Annotated in this window: 11 protein-coding genes; 10 read left to right on the forward strand and 1 reads right to left on the reverse strand. The window is 69.0% G+C overall.

Annotation, left to right across the window (positions count from 1 at the left end):
* Nucleotides 1–6 precede the first annotated feature (6 nt).
* Nucleotides 7–1,032 carry a cupin-like domain-containing protein gene (locus tag LPC04_RS17680; RefSeq protein WP_275683584.1) on the forward strand — a complete coding sequence of 342 codons (1,026 nt, stop codon included), beginning with the start codon at nt 7–9 and terminating at the stop codon, nt 1,030–1,032.
* A gap of 249 nt (nt 1,033–1,281) precedes the next feature.
* Nucleotides 1,282–4,038 (forward strand): TonB-dependent receptor, encoded by a 2,757-nt coding sequence (locus LPC04_RS17685; protein ID WP_275683585.1) that lies wholly within the window; start codon nt 1,282–1,284, stop codon nt 4,036–4,038.
* A 407-nt stretch (nt 4,039–4,445) separates the two neighbouring features.
* Here the strand turns inward: LPC04_RS17685 and LPC04_RS17690 are convergent, their stop codons facing one another.
* The gene (locus LPC04_RS17690) at nt 4,446–5,663 is read right to left on the reverse strand and encodes an ROK family transcriptional regulator (RefSeq protein ID WP_275683586.1); all 1,218 of its coding nucleotides are present in this window, start codon (nt 5,661–5,663) and stop codon (nt 4,446–4,448) included.
* Nucleotides 5,664–6,033: 370 nt separating this feature from the next.
* On the opposite strand from LPC04_RS17690, the gene LPC04_RS17695 reads away from it, so the two are divergent.
* The 8 genes from LPC04_RS17695 to LPC04_RS17730 all read left to right on the forward strand — a co-directional run bounded on the left by LPC04_RS17695 (nt 6,034) and on the right by LPC04_RS17730 (nt 17,435).
* Complete coding sequence (locus LPC04_RS17695) at nt 6,034–7,392, forward strand: extracellular solute-binding protein (RefSeq protein ID WP_275683587.1); 1,359 nt, start codon at nt 6,034–6,036, stop codon at nt 7,390–7,392.
* Nucleotides 7,389–8,375 (forward strand): carbohydrate ABC transporter permease, encoded by a 987-nt coding sequence (locus LPC04_RS17700; protein ID WP_275683588.1) that lies wholly within the window; start codon nt 7,389–7,391, stop codon nt 8,373–8,375. The genes LPC04_RS17695 and LPC04_RS17700 overlap by 4 nt, the downstream gene beginning before the upstream one ends.
* Complete coding sequence (locus LPC04_RS17705; protein ID WP_275683589.1) at nt 8,365–9,207, forward strand: carbohydrate ABC transporter permease; 843 nt, start codon at nt 8,365–8,367, stop codon at nt 9,205–9,207. The genes LPC04_RS17700 and LPC04_RS17705 overlap by 11 nt, the downstream gene beginning before the upstream one ends.
* 18 nt (nt 9,208–9,225) lie before the next feature.
* Nucleotides 9,226–10,167 (forward strand): ROK family protein, encoded by a 942-nt coding sequence (locus LPC04_RS17710; protein ID WP_275683590.1) that lies wholly within the window; start codon nt 9,226–9,228, stop codon nt 10,165–10,167.
* 5 nt (nt 10,168–10,172) lie between these two features.
* Nucleotides 10,173–11,906 carry a glycoside hydrolase family 9 protein gene (locus LPC04_RS17715; protein ID WP_275683591.1) on the forward strand — a complete coding sequence of 578 codons (1,734 nt, stop codon included), beginning with the start codon at nt 10,173–10,175 and terminating at the stop codon, nt 11,904–11,906.
* A gap of 35 nt (nt 11,907–11,941) precedes the next feature.
* Nucleotides 11,942–14,794, forward strand: coding sequence for a TonB-dependent receptor (locus LPC04_RS17720; RefSeq protein WP_275683592.1), 2,853 nt, complete (start codon nt 11,942–11,944; stop codon nt 14,792–14,794).
* A complete protein-coding gene (locus LPC04_RS17725; RefSeq protein ID WP_275683593.1) occupies nt 14,791–15,981 on the forward strand; it encodes a DUF5009 domain-containing protein in 1,191 nt (396 codons plus the stop codon). The genes LPC04_RS17720 and LPC04_RS17725 overlap by 4 nt, the downstream gene beginning before the upstream one ends.
* Nucleotides 15,982–16,100: 119 nt before the next feature.
* Entirely contained in the window at nt 16,101–17,435 is a 1,335-nt protein-coding gene (locus tag LPC04_RS17730; RefSeq protein WP_275683594.1) for a methyl-accepting chemotaxis protein, read from the forward strand.
* The last annotated feature ends 6 nt before the right edge of the window (nt 17,436–17,441 follow it).

Here is a 17,441-nt window from a genome sequence, read left to right on the forward strand (position 1 = left end):
GACAGCATGAACGAGGAACCGCGGCCGATCGCGCGAGTGCGCAACGTCGACAGGGAGACCTTCCATCGGGAGATCGTTCCGCGCGGCGAACCGGTCGTGCTCGAAGGGCTGGTGCGCGGCTGGCCGGCCGTGCAGGCGGGGTCGCAGTCGCCCGAGGCCGCGTCGGCCTACCTGGCCGGCCTGGACTCCGGCGTCGAGGGCGACGCCGTGCTGGTGCCCGCGGGACTGAAGGGCCGCATGTTCTACGAGCCAGGCCTCGCGAAGCTCAACTTCGCGCGCCGCAAGCTCACCGTCACGGGCGTGCTGCAGCACCTGGCGCGCTACTCGCACTTCGAGGATCCGCCGTCGGCCGCGCTGCAATGCGCGCACATTGCCGAGTGCCTGCCCGCCTTCGAGGCGAGCAACCCGATGCCGCTGATGGACGCCGACGTGCACCCGCGCCTGTGGCTGGGCAACGCGTTCCTCACGCCGGCGCATATCGACGAACTCGACAACCTGGCCTGCGTCGTCGCAGGCCGCCGTCGCTTCACGCTGTTTCCGCCCGAGCAGGTGCGCAATCTCTACATCGGGCCGGTCGACTTCACGCCCGCGGGCGCGCCGGTGAGCCTGGTGTCGCTGAAGGCGCCCGACTTCGAGCGCTTCCCGCGCTTCCGCGATGCGCTGGCGGCCGCGCGGGTGGCCGAGCTCGAACCGGGCGACGCGCTGTTCATCCCGGCGGTGTGGTGGCACCACGTGGAGTCGTTCGATGTCGTCAACGTCCTCGTGAACTACTGGTGGCAGCAGTCGACGCACCTGCAGGCGTCGCGCGTCTCGCCGACGAAGACGCTGCTGCACGCGCTGCTGAGCATGCGCCATCTGCCGCCCGCCCATCGCCAGGGCTGGGCGGAGATCTTCGCGCACTTCGTCTTCGCGGAGCCCGAGGACGCGGCGGGGCACCTGCCCCCGGAGCGCCACGGCGTGCTGGGCAAGCTGCCACCGGAGCAGGTGGACGCGTTGCTGGCGGGGATGCTGCCGCCCGCGAAGGGCGGCTGACGCCCGTCTCCGGACGCGCGGCACGCGCGCCGAGATCCGGCGCTGGCCGGCGACGGACTTTCCTGCGGCCAGCGCCGCGCGCGACCTCGCCCGCCGTGGATTCGGCGGATCACGCCGCCGGCGGCATCGAGTTCCCTCGAACTCGCCGCGTGGCGAGCCCGAAACATCAGTGAAAACGAGCGAGCCGTCCCGGAGCGGGATCCGTATGATTCATTAAATCAACTCATTTGATTTGAGAGCAATCGCCCCATGAACCTGCAACGACACCCGATCGCCGCTGCCGCGGCCCTGGCCCTGCTCGGCGCGTTCGCCCCGGTGCAGGTGTTCGCTCAGGCCGCGCCCGCCGCGGCCGCGCCGGCGTCGGCGGCTTCCGCACCGGCCAAGACGGACGACGTGCAGCACGTCGAGGTGACGGGCCTGCGCGCTTCGCTGGAGGCCTCGCTCGCGAGGAAGCGCAATGCCGACTCGGTGGTCGAGGTGGTCACCGCCGACGACATCGGCAAGCTGCCGGACAAGAACGTCGCCGACGCGATCCAGCGCGTGCCGGGCGTCAACATCGCCTCGTCGGCGGGCGGCGAGGGCGGCTTCTCGGAGAACGACCGCGTGTCGATCCGCGGCACCAGCCCCAGCCTGACGCAGACGCTGATCAACGGCCACGCGGTGGCCTCGGGCGACTGGTTCATCCTCGACCAGCAAGGCGTCGTCGGCCGCAGCGTCAGCTACTCGCTGCTGCCGTCGGAGATCGTCAAGTCGGTCACCGTCGCCAAGAGCCAGACGGCCGACCTGCCCGAGGGCGGCGTGTCCGGCTCGGTCAACATCGAGACGCGCAGGCCGCTGGACTTCCGCAAGCCGTTGACGCTTGAGGTCTCCGCGCAGGCCATCTACGCCGACCTCGCGAAGAAGACCGATCCGCAGCTCAACGCGCTGGTCAACTGGAAGAACGACGCCGACAACGTGGGCGTGCTGTTCCAGGTCTTCTCCGAGACGCGCCACGAGCGCCGCGACGGCATCGAGACCTTCGGCTACGGCACCATCGACCCGGCCAGCCCGGCTGCGGTGGCGCATCCGGATCTCGCCAACGTGCTGGTGCCCTTCGGCGTCAACTCGGCGCTGTTCGAGCAGACGCGCAAGCGCGTGGGCGGCCTGCTGGACCTCGAGTTCAAGCCCACCAGCACGCTGACGCTGGACGCCAACGGCTTCTACTCGACGCTCAACGCCAGCAACTACAACCGCAGCTTCTACAGCCAGCCGGCCAGCCTCGTCGTGGCCGCGGTGCCCGACACCTACACCGTCAAGAACAACACGCTGGTCGCCGCGAACTTCTCGCCCGCGGCGGTCGCGGCCGGCATCGCCAACAGCGACCCGGGCAATCTGTTCCAGGCGGTGGCCGCCGAGGTCGACCAGCTCTATCGGCCCAACGAAGGCGCCCAGACCTACTACGGCGACTTCAACGCCAAATGGCGCGCGTCCGACACGCTGACGCTGACCGGCGATCTCGGCTACACCCACGGCGTCGGCAAGACGCCCAGCGAATACGGCTACTCCGCGGCGATCGGCCTCGACGGCAACGTCGGCATGAACTACGCGCTGCATGGCATGGGCGCGCCGGACCTGTCGTTCCCCGGCACGGACGTGTCCAACTTCAACACCAGCGCGGCCACCGAGGGCGGCAGCCACGACCGCGTGTTCACCTACGACGCCGAGAAGTACGGCACGCTCGACGCCGACTGGGCCATCGACCAGGGCGTGCTCGAGTCGGCCAGGTTCGGCGCGCGCTATGCGGAGCACACGCGCCGCACCGTCTGGCCGATCAACGACAGCTGCCAGGCCGACGTCTGCAACTTCACCGACGCGGCGCCGAGGCCGGTGTGGAGCGGCGCCACCTATCCGGGCAACTTCGGCTCGGGCTTCAACGCGGGCAGCGGCACGCTGACCAATGTCTGGCAGCTCAACCCCGGCGCCGTCGAGGCCTGGGTCAAGCAGTACGCCAACGACGGCGGCTTCGCGAGCACCGAGAACTGGCCGGCCGAATTCAACGTCAAGGAAAAGGACGCCGCCGCCTACGGCATGGTCAACCTGGCCGGCTCGCACTGGCGCGGCAACGTGGGCCTGCGCCTGGTCCGCACGCACCAGGAGTCGCTGTCCAACATCTCCACCGGCGAGACCGATCCGAGCATGGGCAACTCGCACGGCTTGTACACGCCGACGCTGATCAAGCACGACTTCACCGACTTCCTGCCGAGCGCCAACTTCAAGTTCGACCTGACGCCGTCGCTGGTGAGCCGCTTCGCGGTCGCGCGCACGATGGCGCGGGCCGACTACAGCGCGCTGGCCACGGCGGTGTCGCTCGACGACACGCTGCACACCGGCTCTGGCGGCAACCCCGACCTGAAGCCGGTGCGCTCGACCAACTACGACGGCACGCTGGAGTGGTACTTCGCGCCGAAGTCGCTCGTGTCGCTGGGCCTGTTCTACATGGACATCTCGTCCTATGTCGACTACGGCACGGCGCCGGTGCAATTCTTCGACAGCACCCACCACGCCGAGGCCACGTACATCATCACGTCGCCAGTCAACATCGCCGCGAAGAACAAGGGCTTCGAGCTGGGCTGGCAGCAGGCGCTGCCGTGGAACCTGGGCGCGGTCGTCAACTACACGTACACGGACGGCAAGACGTCGAGCGGCGCGGAGATGGTGGGCAACTCGAAGAACACCTACAACATCGAGGCGTATTACGACGACGACACCTTCAGCACGCGCCTGGCCTACACCTACCGCTCGTCCTTCCTCGCGGGCCTGAACTCGAGCTTCGCGCAGCACGAGGACGGCGTGGGCACGCTGGCGATGTCGGCCGAGTACAAGCTGAACAAGCTGCTGACGTTCACGTTCGACGCGTTGAACCTGAACAACCCGACGCTGAAGTACTACGGCGAGAACAAGAGCCAGATGGAGGCGCTCTATTCGAGCGGCCGCCAGTTCTACCTGGGCGTGCGGCTGTCGCTCTGACGGCGCTGATTCACATTGAAACGCACGAAGGGCGCGGTGCCGCAAGGTGCTGCGCCCTTCGCGCATTGCAGACCAATGAAATTCGGCCGCTCCGAGGTAATGCCGGGTTAGCACCAATCGCCCGGTTCTAAACTGGTAGTACATTGGTGTCATGTCGTGCGGAGAGCGGGTTGAAAGTCCTGAGGGCCCGCTCGCGACATCCGGAACGACGGCGGACGAGTGGGTCCGCCCGCCCGAAGTCGATAGCGGGCGCCGTTCCGGTCCGGTGGGTGGAGGTGAGCCGCGTCTCTCGGCTCACCTCTTTTTTTGCCCAAAAAAAAGCCGGTCGGCACCCCGAAGCGCCGACCGGTTCGCAATGCCCAATAGAAATTGGACTAGCCCGAAATCGTCAACAAGACAGAACGAGATCACCCATGCGCGTCCGCCTTCAGCAGCACGCCGAGGTTGGGGTTGAGCTCGTCGAAGATCGGCAGCGCGGCCGCCCCGAGAGCGGCCGTGTCATGACCGGCCAGCCCCGCGATCACGCGCGGCGTCTGGCGGTTGCGGCGTGCCGCGACCGAGGTGTGCAGCGGCTCCAGCCGCTCGATCAGCAGCGCCAGCACCGACGACGGCAGGAAGCCGCCGATGACCACGGCCTCGGCATCGAGCATCGACTCGAGGATGTTGACGGCCTGGCGCAGGCGCTGCGCGGCCTCGTCGAGCCAGCCGTCCAGGCGCGCGCGCGCGGCGGGGCTGGGGTCGAGCAGCATCTGCGGCGTGGCGTGCGCGAGGTCGCCGATCTCGAGCGCCTCGTACGCGGCCTGCAGCGAGACGTAGCGCTCCAGGCAGCCGCGGTTGCCGCAGGGGCACTGGCGGCCGTCGGGCACGACGATCATGTGGCCGATCTCTCCGGCGTTGTGCCCCGAGCCCTTGTACAGGTGGCCGTCGTGGAACATGCCCGCGCCCAGGCCGGTGCCGATGAACAGGTAGGTGAAGCTGCGGAACGTGCGCGCGACACCGTGCAGGCGCTCGCCGATGGCGGCGGCGGTGGCGTCGTTCTCCATGATCACCGGCAGGCCGATGGCGTCGCCGATCTGCTGCGCGATCGACAGGTCCTGCCATCCCGGCAACGCCGTCGGCCCGACGGCGCTGAGGCCCTCGACGTCGAACGGCCCCGGCACCGCGAGACCGAGGCCCAGCACCCGGCTCCAGTCGGCATCCGACGACTTGCGCAGCGTCTCGACGACGTCGCGCACCAGCGGCAGCGCCTGCGCCGGGGTCGGGTGGTCGACGGCGAGCGTGCAGCGGCCGCGGATCCTGCCGGACAGGTCGACGACCACCGCCACCATCATGTTCTGGTCGATCTGCAGGCCGATCGAATAGGCGCCGTCCGGGTTGATCACGAACGGCGTGGCCGGCTGCCCGCGCGTGCCGCGCTCCGGCGTCAGCGCGTTCAGGAAGCCGAGCTTCTGCAGCTCGCTGGCGATGTTGGAGATGGTCTGTGGCGTCAGCGCGGTCAGGCGCGCGATGTCGGCGCGCGTCAGCCGCCCGTGCAGGCGGATGGCCTCCATCACCACGCGCCGGTTGTGCGACCGGGCGAATTCGAGATTGGTGCCGGAGAGGCTGGCGACGGGGGGCTTGTTCACCGCGGACATGATGGCAGATTCGGTGTCGAGTCTATTAACATAATCAAATTGAAGTAATGCTCGACAACCCGAATGTGGCGGGAGGCCGTCGATTCCATGGGGGCGATGCGCTTCGGCGGCCTCCGGCGAACAAGCGCCTGTCAGCGCCCGCGATATCGCGCGTGGCCGCACGAAAATCGGTGGCGCCACTTGGCTGCGACGCCGATTTCCTCGCGCCGCAACCCCCCATTCTGGCCCGAATGCGAGTCGTGGTGCGACATCGCGAATCGATGCGTTCCGAGACAGCCGCAAGGTGAAAACCCTCAGCGGCGCCCGCTTGACCCCCGTGGGACGACTCCAGATAATGCAAACAAATTGATTTAACTAGACAGTGATCTTCACCCCCACCCGCCCCGCGAAGTCCGCGCCCCGCACGCGTCGGGCGACGCGCCTGCGTGCGGCGGCCGTCGGCGTGCTGGTCGCGGCGGGCATGGCCCGCGCCGCTGCGGTGGAGCTGACGATGTGGGTGATGCCCGTCACCACCAACGCGCAGCACGATGTGCCGGACCTGATCGCGCCCTGGGTCGCGCAACACCCGGGCGTCACGGTGCGCGTGACGGTGCTGGACTGGGAGTCCGGCTGGAACAAGATCACCGCGGCCGCGGCGTCGCGTCGCGGCCCCGACCTGCTGGAACTCGGCACGACCTGGATGCCGGCGATCGCCGCGATGGGCGGCCTGGAGAAGCTGTCGAAGGCGCAGCTGGCCGAGGTGGGCAACGGCGCGCCGTACTACCCGGAGCTGTGGAAGACGACGCAGGTCTTTGGCCAACCCGGCGTCGTCTACGGGCTGCCGTGGTACGCCGACGTGCGTGCCGCGTTCTATCGCACCGACGTCTTTCGCCAGGCCGGCGTCGACCCCAAGCAGGCGTTCGCCGACTGGGACTCGTTCCATGCGGCGCTGCGCAGGATCAACGGCCAGGTGGTCGCGGGCAAGCGCGTCGCGGCGCTCGCCTACGCGGGCAAGAACGACTGGAACGTCGTCCACAACCTCGCGCCGTGGATCTGGAACGCGGGCGGCGACGTGCTCACCGCTGACGCGAAGCGTTCCGCGCTGGACACGCCGCAGGCCTTGCGCGCGATCGACTTCTATTCGTCGCTCGCCGTCGAGGGCCTGGTGCCGTCGAACGCGCTGGAGAAGGACTCCGACATCCTCGAGGGCGCGTGGGTCGGCGGCGACTACGGCGTGATCTTCTCGGGGCCGTGGCTGATGCGCAGGATCTTCGAGGCGCCGGCCGGCTCGGTGGTGCGCTCCAACTTCGACGTCGCGCCCTACCCCGCGGGCCCGCACGGCCACGCGACCTTCTTCGGCGGCTCCAACCTCGCGATCTTCAAGGGATCGCGCCACAAGGCCGAGGCCTGGGACCTGATGAAGTACCTCGGCAGCGAGGCGCCGCAGGTGCGGCTCTCGCTGATCTCGTCGATGATGCCGGCACGCGTCGACGCGGCCAACGATCCGGCGTGGACGTCGCGCCATCCGGTCTACGCCAAGCTGACCGCGATCGCCGCCGATGGCCGCGCCTATCCGCCGATTCCCGCCTGGGGGCCGCTCGAGACCGTCTACACCAAGCACCTGGGCCAGCTCGCGGAACTCACGTCCGGCATCGCCGACAAGTACAGCGTGCCCGCGATGAAGGCCTTGATCGCCGACACGGTCGTCGAGGCCGACAAGGTGCTGGAGGAGGCCAATTGACCGCCGTCTCCGAGCCCGGACTCGGCGCGCTCGCCAGCACGGCGGAGCACCGCCGCGCGCGCCGGCGCCGCAAGTTCGACGCGTTCCCGTACCTGCTTCTCGCGCCGGCCGCGTTGATGATGGTGGTGGTCAACCTGGTGCCGATCGTGCAGGGCTTTCGCATGTCGATGCTCAAGCTCAACCAGTACACGCTGAGCCAGTTCATGGACGCGCCCTTCGTCGGCCTGCGCAACTACCGCGGCGTGCTGTTCGACCCGAGCAACCCGGTGCACTCGGGCATGCTGGGCGCGCTGCGCAACACGGCGCTGTATTCGCTGCTGGTGACGGCCTGCGCGGTGGCCATCGGCCTGGGCGTGGCGCTGCTGCTCAATCGCGACTTCCCCGGCAAGGCGCTGGCGCGCACGCTGCTGATGCTGCCCTGGGTCGTGCCGACCTACGTGGTCGGTACCCTGTGGGGTTTCATGTGGCAGCGCGACGAGGGCATCGTCAACCACGTGCTGGTCGACGTGCTGCACCTGATGGACCACAAGCCGTTCTGGCTGATCGGCGGCAACACGTTCTTCGCGATCGTGATCCCGACGGTGTGGCGCGCCTGGCCCGTCCTGATGCTGATCTTCCTGGCCGCGCTGCAGGCCGTGCCCGAGGAGCTGTACGAAGCCGCCCGCCTCGACGGCGCCAACGCGTGGCAGCGCTTCGTCAACATCACGCTGCCCGCGTTGAAGCCGGTGATCGTGATCCAGGTGATGTTCCAGATCATCGACAACGTCTACTCGTACAACATCGTCGCGATGATGTTCGGCAAGGGCGCGGGCTATCCCGGCGAGTGGGGCGACCTGCTGATGCCGCTGCTCACGCGCCAGAGCTTCAGCTACTGGCGGTTCGGCGAGGGCGCGGCGGTGTCGTTCGTGATGATGGCCGTGATGCTGGTCTTCGTGGCGGTGTGGATGCGCACCTTCCGGCGGAGCATGACCGATGAAGCGTAAGACGAGCCAGCGCCTGCTGAACCTGCTGGTGTGGGCGATCGTCGCGCTCACGCTGTCGCCGGTCGCGTTCATGGTCTACGCGTCGCTGTCGGACTACAACGACGTCGTCACCGGCAACCTCGTCAACGCGAGCTTCACGCCGCACTGGTCGAACTACCGCGAGATGTGGGTCAACGTCGACTTCCTCGCCTTCCTGCGCAACAGCCTCGTCATCTGCGGCTTCACGACGTTGTTCTCGACGATCCTCGCGGCGCTGGCGGCGTACTCGCTCGCGCGCTTCCGCTTCCGCGGAAACCATCCGTTCAGCGTCGCGGTGAGCACGACGCAGGTGATCCCCGGCATGCTGTTCTTCCTGCCGCTCTACATGCTCTACATCCAGATCGACGACGCCGGCATCCCGATGATGAACACGTACCACGGCATGATCTTCCTGTACACGGCGATGTTCACGCCGGCCAGCATCTGGATCATGCGCGGCTTCTTCGTGACCATCCCGCGCGAGCTGGAGGAGGCCGCGATCATCGACGGCTGCTCGCGCCTGGGCGCCTTCGTGCGCATCGTGCTGCCGATCAGCGCGCCGGGCATCATTGCCACCGCGTCCTTCGTGTTCCTGCTCGCGTGGGACGAGGTCTTCTTCGCGTGGGTGCTGACGTCGTCGACCGACGTGCAGACCGTCCCCGTCGGCCTGCGTCTGTACATGGGCCAGCACGCGACCCGCTACGACCTGATGATGGCCGCGGCCGTCGTCAGCGTGATCCCCGTGCTCGTGACCTTCTTCGCCTCGCAGCGCTGGTTCATCAAGGGCCTTGCCGCCGGCGCCGTCAAGGGCTGACTTCCCGATTCGATTGCAATGACTCCTGAGACCATTTCCGCCACTCCCGGCCTCGCCGCGTCCACCGGCCCGCGCGTGCTCGCGTTCGACGTCGGCGGCACCTGGGTCAAGTACGGCATCGTCGACGCGCGCGGCCGGCTGCTGTTCTCCGACCAGCTCGCCACGCAGGGCGAGCCCGACGGCAAGGCCCTGCTGGCGCGCCTGCTGGCCGTGGCCGGCCCGCTGGTGGCGCGCCACGCGCCCGCGGGCATCGCGTTCTCGACGCTGGGCATCATCGACGCGGCCGAGGGCCGGCTCGTCGGCGCGGTCGAGGCGATCTCCGGCTATTTCGGCCAATCGCCGAAGGAGAGCTTCGAGCGCGCGTTCGGCATCCCGGTGGTGGTCGAGAACGACGGCAACTGCGTCGCGCTCGCCGAAGGCTGGACCGGCGCGGCCGCCGGCGTGCACCACTACCTCGCGCTGACGCTGGGCACCGGCATCGGCGGCGGCATCGTGATCGACGGCAAGCTCTACCGCGGCGCGCACGGCGCGGCCGGGGAATGGGGCTACATGCTGGTCGACGGCAAGGTGTGGGAGGACCATGCGTCGCCGCGCGGCCTCGCCGCCGCGGCCGAAGTCATGCGACCCGGCTGCGGCTTCGACGCCGAGGCCGTGTTCGCGGCGCGCGATCGCGGCGATGCGGAGATGGCCGCCCTCGTCGCGCGCTGGTTCGCGCTGCTCGCCACGGGCCTGGCCAACCTGCTGTTTGCCTTCAACCCGTCGCGCGTCGTCATCGGCGGCGGCATCACCGCACGCGGGCCGGCCTTCCTGCAGGAGTTGCAGGCCGAGATGCGCAAGCGCCTGCGCCCGGAATTCCACCGCATGTGCGAGATCGCGCTGGCGTCCGCCGGCAACCAGGCCGGACTGCTGGGCGCCGCGCGGCTGTGGCTCGCGCAGCACGCGCCGGACACGAAGGACTGACCGCCATGCAAGTGCTGCTCAATCACGTCGGCTTCGCGCCCGCCGCCTCCAAGCGCGCCACGCTGCAACACACGCTGCCGCTGCAGCCGCAGGCGTTCGCGGTGGTCAACCTGCGCACGCGCGCGGTCGTGCACACGGGGGTGACCGAGCCGACCGCGCCGGTCGCCGGCTGGCGCGATCGCCACTTCGCGCACGCCGATTTCAGCGCCGTCACGACGCCGGGCCGCTATGCCGTGATGCTCGAAGGCACCTGGCCGCCGGTGCAGTCGCAGCCATTCGAGGTCGCCGACGGGCTGTTCGGCAGCCAGATGCTGTCCGACATCGTCCACTACTTCAAGGGCCAGCGCTGCACGGGCCTGTTCGACGACGCCGACCGCCGCGCCCCGCTGCTCGACACGCGCGAGCCGCGCGACGTGCACGGCGGCTGGTACGACGCCTCGGGCGACTGCTCGAAGTACCTGTCGCACCTGTCGTACGCCAACTTCATGAACCCGCAGCAGACGCCGCTGGTGACGTGGACGCTGCTCGCCGGCCGCGACGCGATCCCGCCGCAGTCGAAGTGGCTGGACGAACGCATCGTCGACGAGGCGCTGCACGGCGCGGACTTCCTCGTGCGCATGCAGTCGCCCGAAGGCTTCTTCTACACGACCATCTTCGACAAGTGGAGCAAGGACGAGCACCAGCGCGAGATCTGCTCGTATGCGACGCAGAAGGGGATCAAGTCGGCCGACTACCAGGCCGGCTTCCGTCAAGGCGGCGGCATGGCGATCGCGGCGCTGGCCCGCGCGGCGGGCGCGCCTCGCGACGGCGAGTTCAAGCGCAGCGACTACCTCGCGGCGGCGATCCGCGGCTTCGAGCTGCTGGAGCAACGCAACGCGGAATTCCTCGACGACCATGCCGAGAACCTGATCGACGACTACTGCGCGCTGCTGGCCGCCACCGAGCTCTACGCCGCCACGCGCGAGCCGCGCTGGGCCGGCTTCGCCGCGCGCTACGCCAAGCGGCAGATGGCGCAGCAGGACGAGCAAGGCTTCTACTGGGCCGACCGCGCCCGCACGCGCAGCTTCTTCCATGCGAGCGACGCCGGCCTGCCGCACCTGGCCCTGGTTCGATTCGTCGAGGTCGTCGCCGCGATCGATCCCGGCCTCCCGACCGGTCTTGCGCGCGCCGCCGTCGCGCGCGGGCTCGCGTTCGAGCTGCGCGCGACCAACGACGGCGGCGCGAACCCCCTGGGGTATCCGCGCCAGCACGTGGTCATGCCGGGCCGCGAGGGTGCGACGCAGTTCTTCGTGCCGCACGACAACGAGAGCGGCTACTGGTGGCAGGGCGAGAACGCCCGCCTCGGATCGCTCGCGACCGCGGCGCGCGCTGCGCAGGCGCTGCATCTCGCCGACGACGCCTTCGACGCCCAACTTGCTGCCTACGCTCAGCGCGCGCTCGACTGGCTGTTCGGCGCCAATCCGTTCGACACCTGCATGCTGCAGGGCTGGGGCCACAACCCGCCGCGCTACGAGCCCGGGTTCTGGAACGCGCCCGGCGGCGTGTGCAACGGCATCACGTCGGGCCTGGCCGACGAGGCCGACATCGATTTCCGCAAGCCCGAAGAGACCGAACCGGCGCATTCCTGGCGCTGGACCGAGCAGTGGATTCCGCATGCCGCGTGGCTGTTCTGCGCGCTGGCTCACGGAAGACCGCGGCCAGAAAAATCATTCCATCCCATCGACGCGGACAGACGCTGACCCCGCAGTTTCTGTAGCCGCCTTTCGAGGCTGCCATGTCCTTTCGCTTGAACCCCTTCGCATCGGCGGCGCTGCTGATGTCCGGAGCGATCGCTCCTGCCTTCGCGCAACCGGCCGCGCCGGCACCCCAACCCGCGGCCTCGGCCGCGCCGCCTGCGCCGCTCGACGTGCAGACCGTCGAGGTCAAGGGCATCCGCGCGTCGTACGCGTCGTCGCTGTCCAACAAGAAGGGCGCGGACTCGGTCGTCGAGGTCGTCACCGCCGAGGACATCGGCAAGCTGCCGGCCAAGAACGTGGCCGACACCGTGCAGCGCCTGCCCGGCGTCAACATCAGCTCCAACTCGGGCGGCGACGGCGCCTTCGCCGACGCCAACCGCGTCAGCATTCGCGGCACGGCGCCGTCGCTGACGCAGACGCTGATCAACGGCCACAGCGTCGGCTCCGCCGACTGGTTCATCGCCAACCAGGGCGTCAACGGCGGCGCGTCGGGCCGCAGCGTCAGCTACGACCTGCTGCCGGCGGAGATCGTCGGCAAGGTCACCGTCTACAAGACCGCGCAGGCCGACCTGATCGAGGGCGGCGCCACCGGCTCGGTCGACATCGAGACGCGCTCGCCGCTGAGCCTGACCAAGCAGCTGACCCTCGACGGCTCGGCCACCGCGGCCTACAGCACGTCGACGCGCAAGACCGACCCGCAGGTCAGCGGCCTGGTCGGCTGGAAGAACGACGCCAGGACCTTCGGCGTGATCCTGCAGGCGTTCTCAGAGAAGCGCCACGACCGCCGCGACGGCCAGGAATTCCTCGGCTACAACACGGTGTCGTTCCAGGACATCTACGGCCTGGCGCCCATCGCCAATCCGGCCAACGACCCGACGATCGCCGCGCAGAACGCGGCCAACGCGGCGCAGCTCGCGGCGCTGCACGCGTCCAAGCCGGGGCTGGACGGCGCGACCTTCGCCAACAACGTCAACGCGACGCTGCTGGAGATGGACATGCAGCGCAAGGGCGCGATGCTGGACCTCGAGTTCAAGCCGACCAGTCGCCTGCGGCTGGAGGTCAACGGCTTCTACTCCAAGCTCACCGAGACCAACCAGGACTCGAGCCTCGAGACCGAGCAGACGGCGCTGATCGGCATGGGCGTGCTGCCCGATTCGTACCAGGTCAACTCCGGCGGCCTGCTGACCCAGGCGACGTGGAACCAATCGTCCATGCCCGACTACGCGACGACGGGCGCGTACGTTGCCGACTACGACAAGTACTACCGCCCCAACGAGAGCGCGCGCGTCTGGTACACCGACGTCGACCTCGAGCTTGCGGTCAGCGACTCGCTGAGGGTGACCGGCAAGCTCGGCAAGACGCAGGCCGTCGGCGCGACGCCCAACGAATACGCCTACGTGACCAACGTCGGCAACACCGGCCTGAGCTACCAGATGAACGGCCTGTACAAGCCGGGCGACGTCTCGTTCCCCGGCTACGCGAACACCGGCAACTACAACGACCCGCACCTGTTCCTCGCCTACGACGGCCTCAGCAAGGTGAAGTCGACCGACCAGGAGACCTATTTCCAGAGCGACGCGGAATACGCCACGGAGCTTGGTGTTCTGGACGCGATCAAGTTCGGCGTGCGCCTGACCAACCACTCGCGCAGCGTGCTCGACTACTACAACGACGGCTGCGAGGCGCAGATCCCCGACGACACCTACACGCAGTGCGTCGGCATCGCGCAGTGGGCCGGCCAGGTCGAGAACCGCTACGGCCAGGGACTGCACGGCGGCCCGGGCTTCCTCACCAACATCTGGCAGCTGAGCCCGGGCGAGATCACGGGCTACGTCAACGCGCCGGGCAACCTGCCGGCGTCGTCGCTGCCGTACTCGTGGCCCAGCAGCTTCGTCGTCAACGAGAAGACGCAGGCGCTGTACGGCATGGCCAAGCTCGTGGGCGAGCAGTGGAAGGGCAACGCGGGCCTGCGCGTCGTGCGCACGCGGCAGGTCGCGCACTACAACGAAGGCGCGGACGCCGCCGCGCCGGGCGACACGGTCTACCCGGATCCGCACAACGGCGACTACATCCACGTCACGACCACGAAGACCTACACCGACCTGCTGCCCAGCGCGAACTTCAGTTATGACTTCACGCGCAACCTGATCGGCCGCGCGGCCGCGTCGCGCACGATGACCCGGGCCGACTACACCGACCTCGCCGGCGCCGTCAGCCTCAACGGCCAGAACGGCACCGGCTCGGGCGGCAACCCGCAGCTCAAGCCGGTGCGCTCCACCAACTGGGACGCGTCGCTGGAGTGGTACTTCGCGCCGCAGGCGCTGCTCGAGGTCGGCGTGTTCTACATGGACCTGACGTCCTACATCGGCTACGGCCAGACCACCGTGCTGGCGCCCAACCTGCAGCAGAACCCCATCGTCTCGACGCCCACCTATCCGTACACGGTGGCCCAGCCGGTCAACGACAAGGGCACCAACAAGGGCTTCGAGCTCGCCTGGCAGCAGCCGATCGCATACGGCTTCGGCGTCAACCTGAACTACACGTGGGCGCTGGGCCGCGACTCGAACGGCGCGCCGCTGGCCGGTTCGTCCAAGCACACGTACAACGCGGAGGGCTGGTACGAGAACGACTTCCTGAGTGCGCGGCTGATCTACAGCTACCGCTCGGACTTCCTCACCGGCATCGTCAGCGCGCTGCCGCAGTACGTGGCTGGCTCGGGCGACGTGTCGGCGTCGGTCAACTTCAAGCTTACCGACCAGCTCTCCGTGTCCTTCGACGCCAAGAACCTGGCCGGCACGCTGGCGCGCCAGTACGTGGTGCAGAAGGACATGCCCGCCGCCATCTACAACAACGGCAAGCAGTTCTACCTCGGCCTGAAGTACTCGCTGTGATCACGCCGCTTCCTCGCCAGCGCATCCGCTCGATCGATGCGTTCCGCGGCCTCACGATCCTCGTGATGGTCTTCGTCAACCAGCTCGCGGGCGTCAGCGGCGTGCCGCAATGGGCGCGCCACATGAAGGCCGATGCCGACGCGATGAGCTTCGTCGACGTCGTGTTCCCGGCCTTCCTGTTCATCGTCGGCATGTCCATCCCGTTCGCGCTGGCCCAGCGCCAGGCGCGCGGCGACAACGGCGCGGCGCTGCAGCGCCACGTGCTCGCGCGCTCGCTGGGCCTGATCGTGCTCGGGTTGTTCATGGTCAACGCGGAGGACGGCTTCAACCCGGCGCAGATGCCGTTCGACATCGGCTGGTGGTCGCTGGGCCTGTACCTGTGCACGTTCCTGATCTGGGGTGTCTACGGCAGCGCCGCACCAGGCGGCCGCAACAGCTGGCGCGCGGTCGGCGTGCTGGGGCTGCTGGTGCTGAGCTGCGCGTACCGCGACGGCCCCGACGGCAAGGCGTGGATGACGCACCAATGGTGGGGCATCCTCGGCCTGATCGGCTGGTCGTACCTGATCTCCGCGTCGGCCTACCTCGCGGGACGCGCACGCATCGCGGTGCTGCTGGCCGCCGCCGCGGCGTGCGTCGCGTTCTACGCGCTGTGCCACGCGTTTCCCGCGGCGGCGTATCCGAACTGGAGCGACCTGACCGACTGCGGCGGGCTCGTCTGCGAGACCTCGTTGACGCTGCTGGGCGTCGTCACCAGCCTCGTGTTCTTCGCGCGGCCGGACGAGCGCGCACCGGTGCGCCGCTTCGGCCGGGCGGCTGTGCTGATCGTCGCGTGCCTCGTCGTGGGCGCGCTGCTGCGGCCGGCCTACACGATCTCCAAGATCTACGCCTCGCCGACCTGGTGCCTGTACTCGGCCGCGATCTGCATCGCGCTGTTCGCGGGCCTGCATGCGTTGGTCGAGCTGCGTGGGCACGCGCGCTGGACGCGCTGGCTGGATCCGGTGGCCGCGCAGCCGCTGGTGGCCTACCTGATCCCGTTCGTGGTGGTCGGCCTCGAGGACGCGTTGCACGCCCAGTTGCCCGATGCGTTGAACCACGGGCCGCTGGGCGTCGGCTTCTGCGTGGCGTTCGCGCTGTTCGTGCTCGGCGCGACGGCGCTGGTGACGAAGAAGGTGCGGCTGCAACTCTGAGAACTCCTGCGCCAAAGCCCCGGATTTCGTCTTGCCGCCGGCGTGCAACCTTTGCATACTGGCCCTCGACCAGGAACGAATACCGCCCGGGGCACTCGCCCGGCGCACCAGGAGACCGCATGTTCAATCGCCGGCCCCCGCCGCCGCCCGCCGCCATGCCGCCGGTCCAGTCCGGCCCGGACTACTCGGGCGCGATCCGCAGCATCGCCACGCAGGCGTCCGAGCTCGGGCGCGGCGCCGCCGAGCTCGATGGCGTGATCGAGGACGTCGTCGCCGCGAGCAGCCGGCAGGTCGCCGAGATCGGCCAGCTGGCCAGCGACATGCAGGCGATGGTGCAGTCCAACCGGGCGATCGAGGCCAGCGGCAATGCGAGCCGCGTCGCGATGGGGCAGGCGCGCGACGCGGTCGCGCACGTCGGCGAGGGCGTGCTGGGCGTGGTGACCTCGCTGCGCGACGTCGCCAGCGCGGCCACCGACATCACGCAGATCGCGCTGCAGACGCGGCTCGTCGCGTTCAACGCCACCGTCGAGGCCAAGCGTGCCGGCGAGGCTGGCGCGGGCTTCGCGGTGGTGGCCGAGGCGGTGAAGGACCTGGCCGCCAAGGTCGAGCAATCGTCCAAGCTGATCATGTCGACGGTCACGCAGCTCGACTCGCGCATCGACAGCCTGGCCGCGAGCATCACCGACAACAAGGACGCCGCCCAGCACAGCGCGTTCCACCAGGCGCTGGCGCAGGTGGAGGCGAGCGTCAACGAGATCGTCGCGGCGACGCAGCGCAATCTCCAGACCTGCCAGGGCGTCACCGCGGAGGTCGGCACGGTGGCGACGTCGGTGGCGGCCAGCGCGGACACGCTCAAGCGCGTCAACGCCAACACGCGCAACTTCCTCAAGGCCTCCGAGAACCTGGCCGAGATCACCAACGAGTGCGGCGCGGTCACGCCCGACACGCCGTTCATCGAGGCCGTGCAGCGCGGCGCGGCGCGCCTGTCGACGGCCCTGGAGGACGCGGTGGCGCAAGGCCGCATCTCGATGGCCGACCTGTTCGACGACAAGTACGCGCCGGTGGCGGGCAGCAACCCGGCGCAGGTCACCACGCGCTTCGTCGCGCTGACCGACGAGCTGTTCCCGCCGGTGCAGGAGGAGCTGCTCGCGTTCGACCCGAAGGTCGTGTTCTGCGCCGCCGTCGACCGCAACGGCTACCTGCCCACGCACAACCTGAAGTTCTCGCAGCCGCAAGGGCACGACCCGGTGTGGAACGCGGCGCACGCGCGCAACCGGCGCCTGTTCAACGACCGCACGGGCCTGGCCGCCGGCCGCAACGAACGGCGCTTCCTGCTGCAGACCTACCGCCGCGACATGGGCGGCGGCCAGCGCGTGCTGATGAAGGACCTGTCGGCGCCGATCACCGTGCAGGGCCGGCACTGGGGCGGCCTGCGGCTGGCCTATTCGTTCTGACGCCCG

Source organism: Scleromatobacter humisilvae (assembly GCF_023231945.1).
GTDB lineage: Bacteria > Pseudomonadota > Gammaproteobacteria > Burkholderiales > Burkholderiaceae_C > Scleromatobacter > Scleromatobacter humisilvae.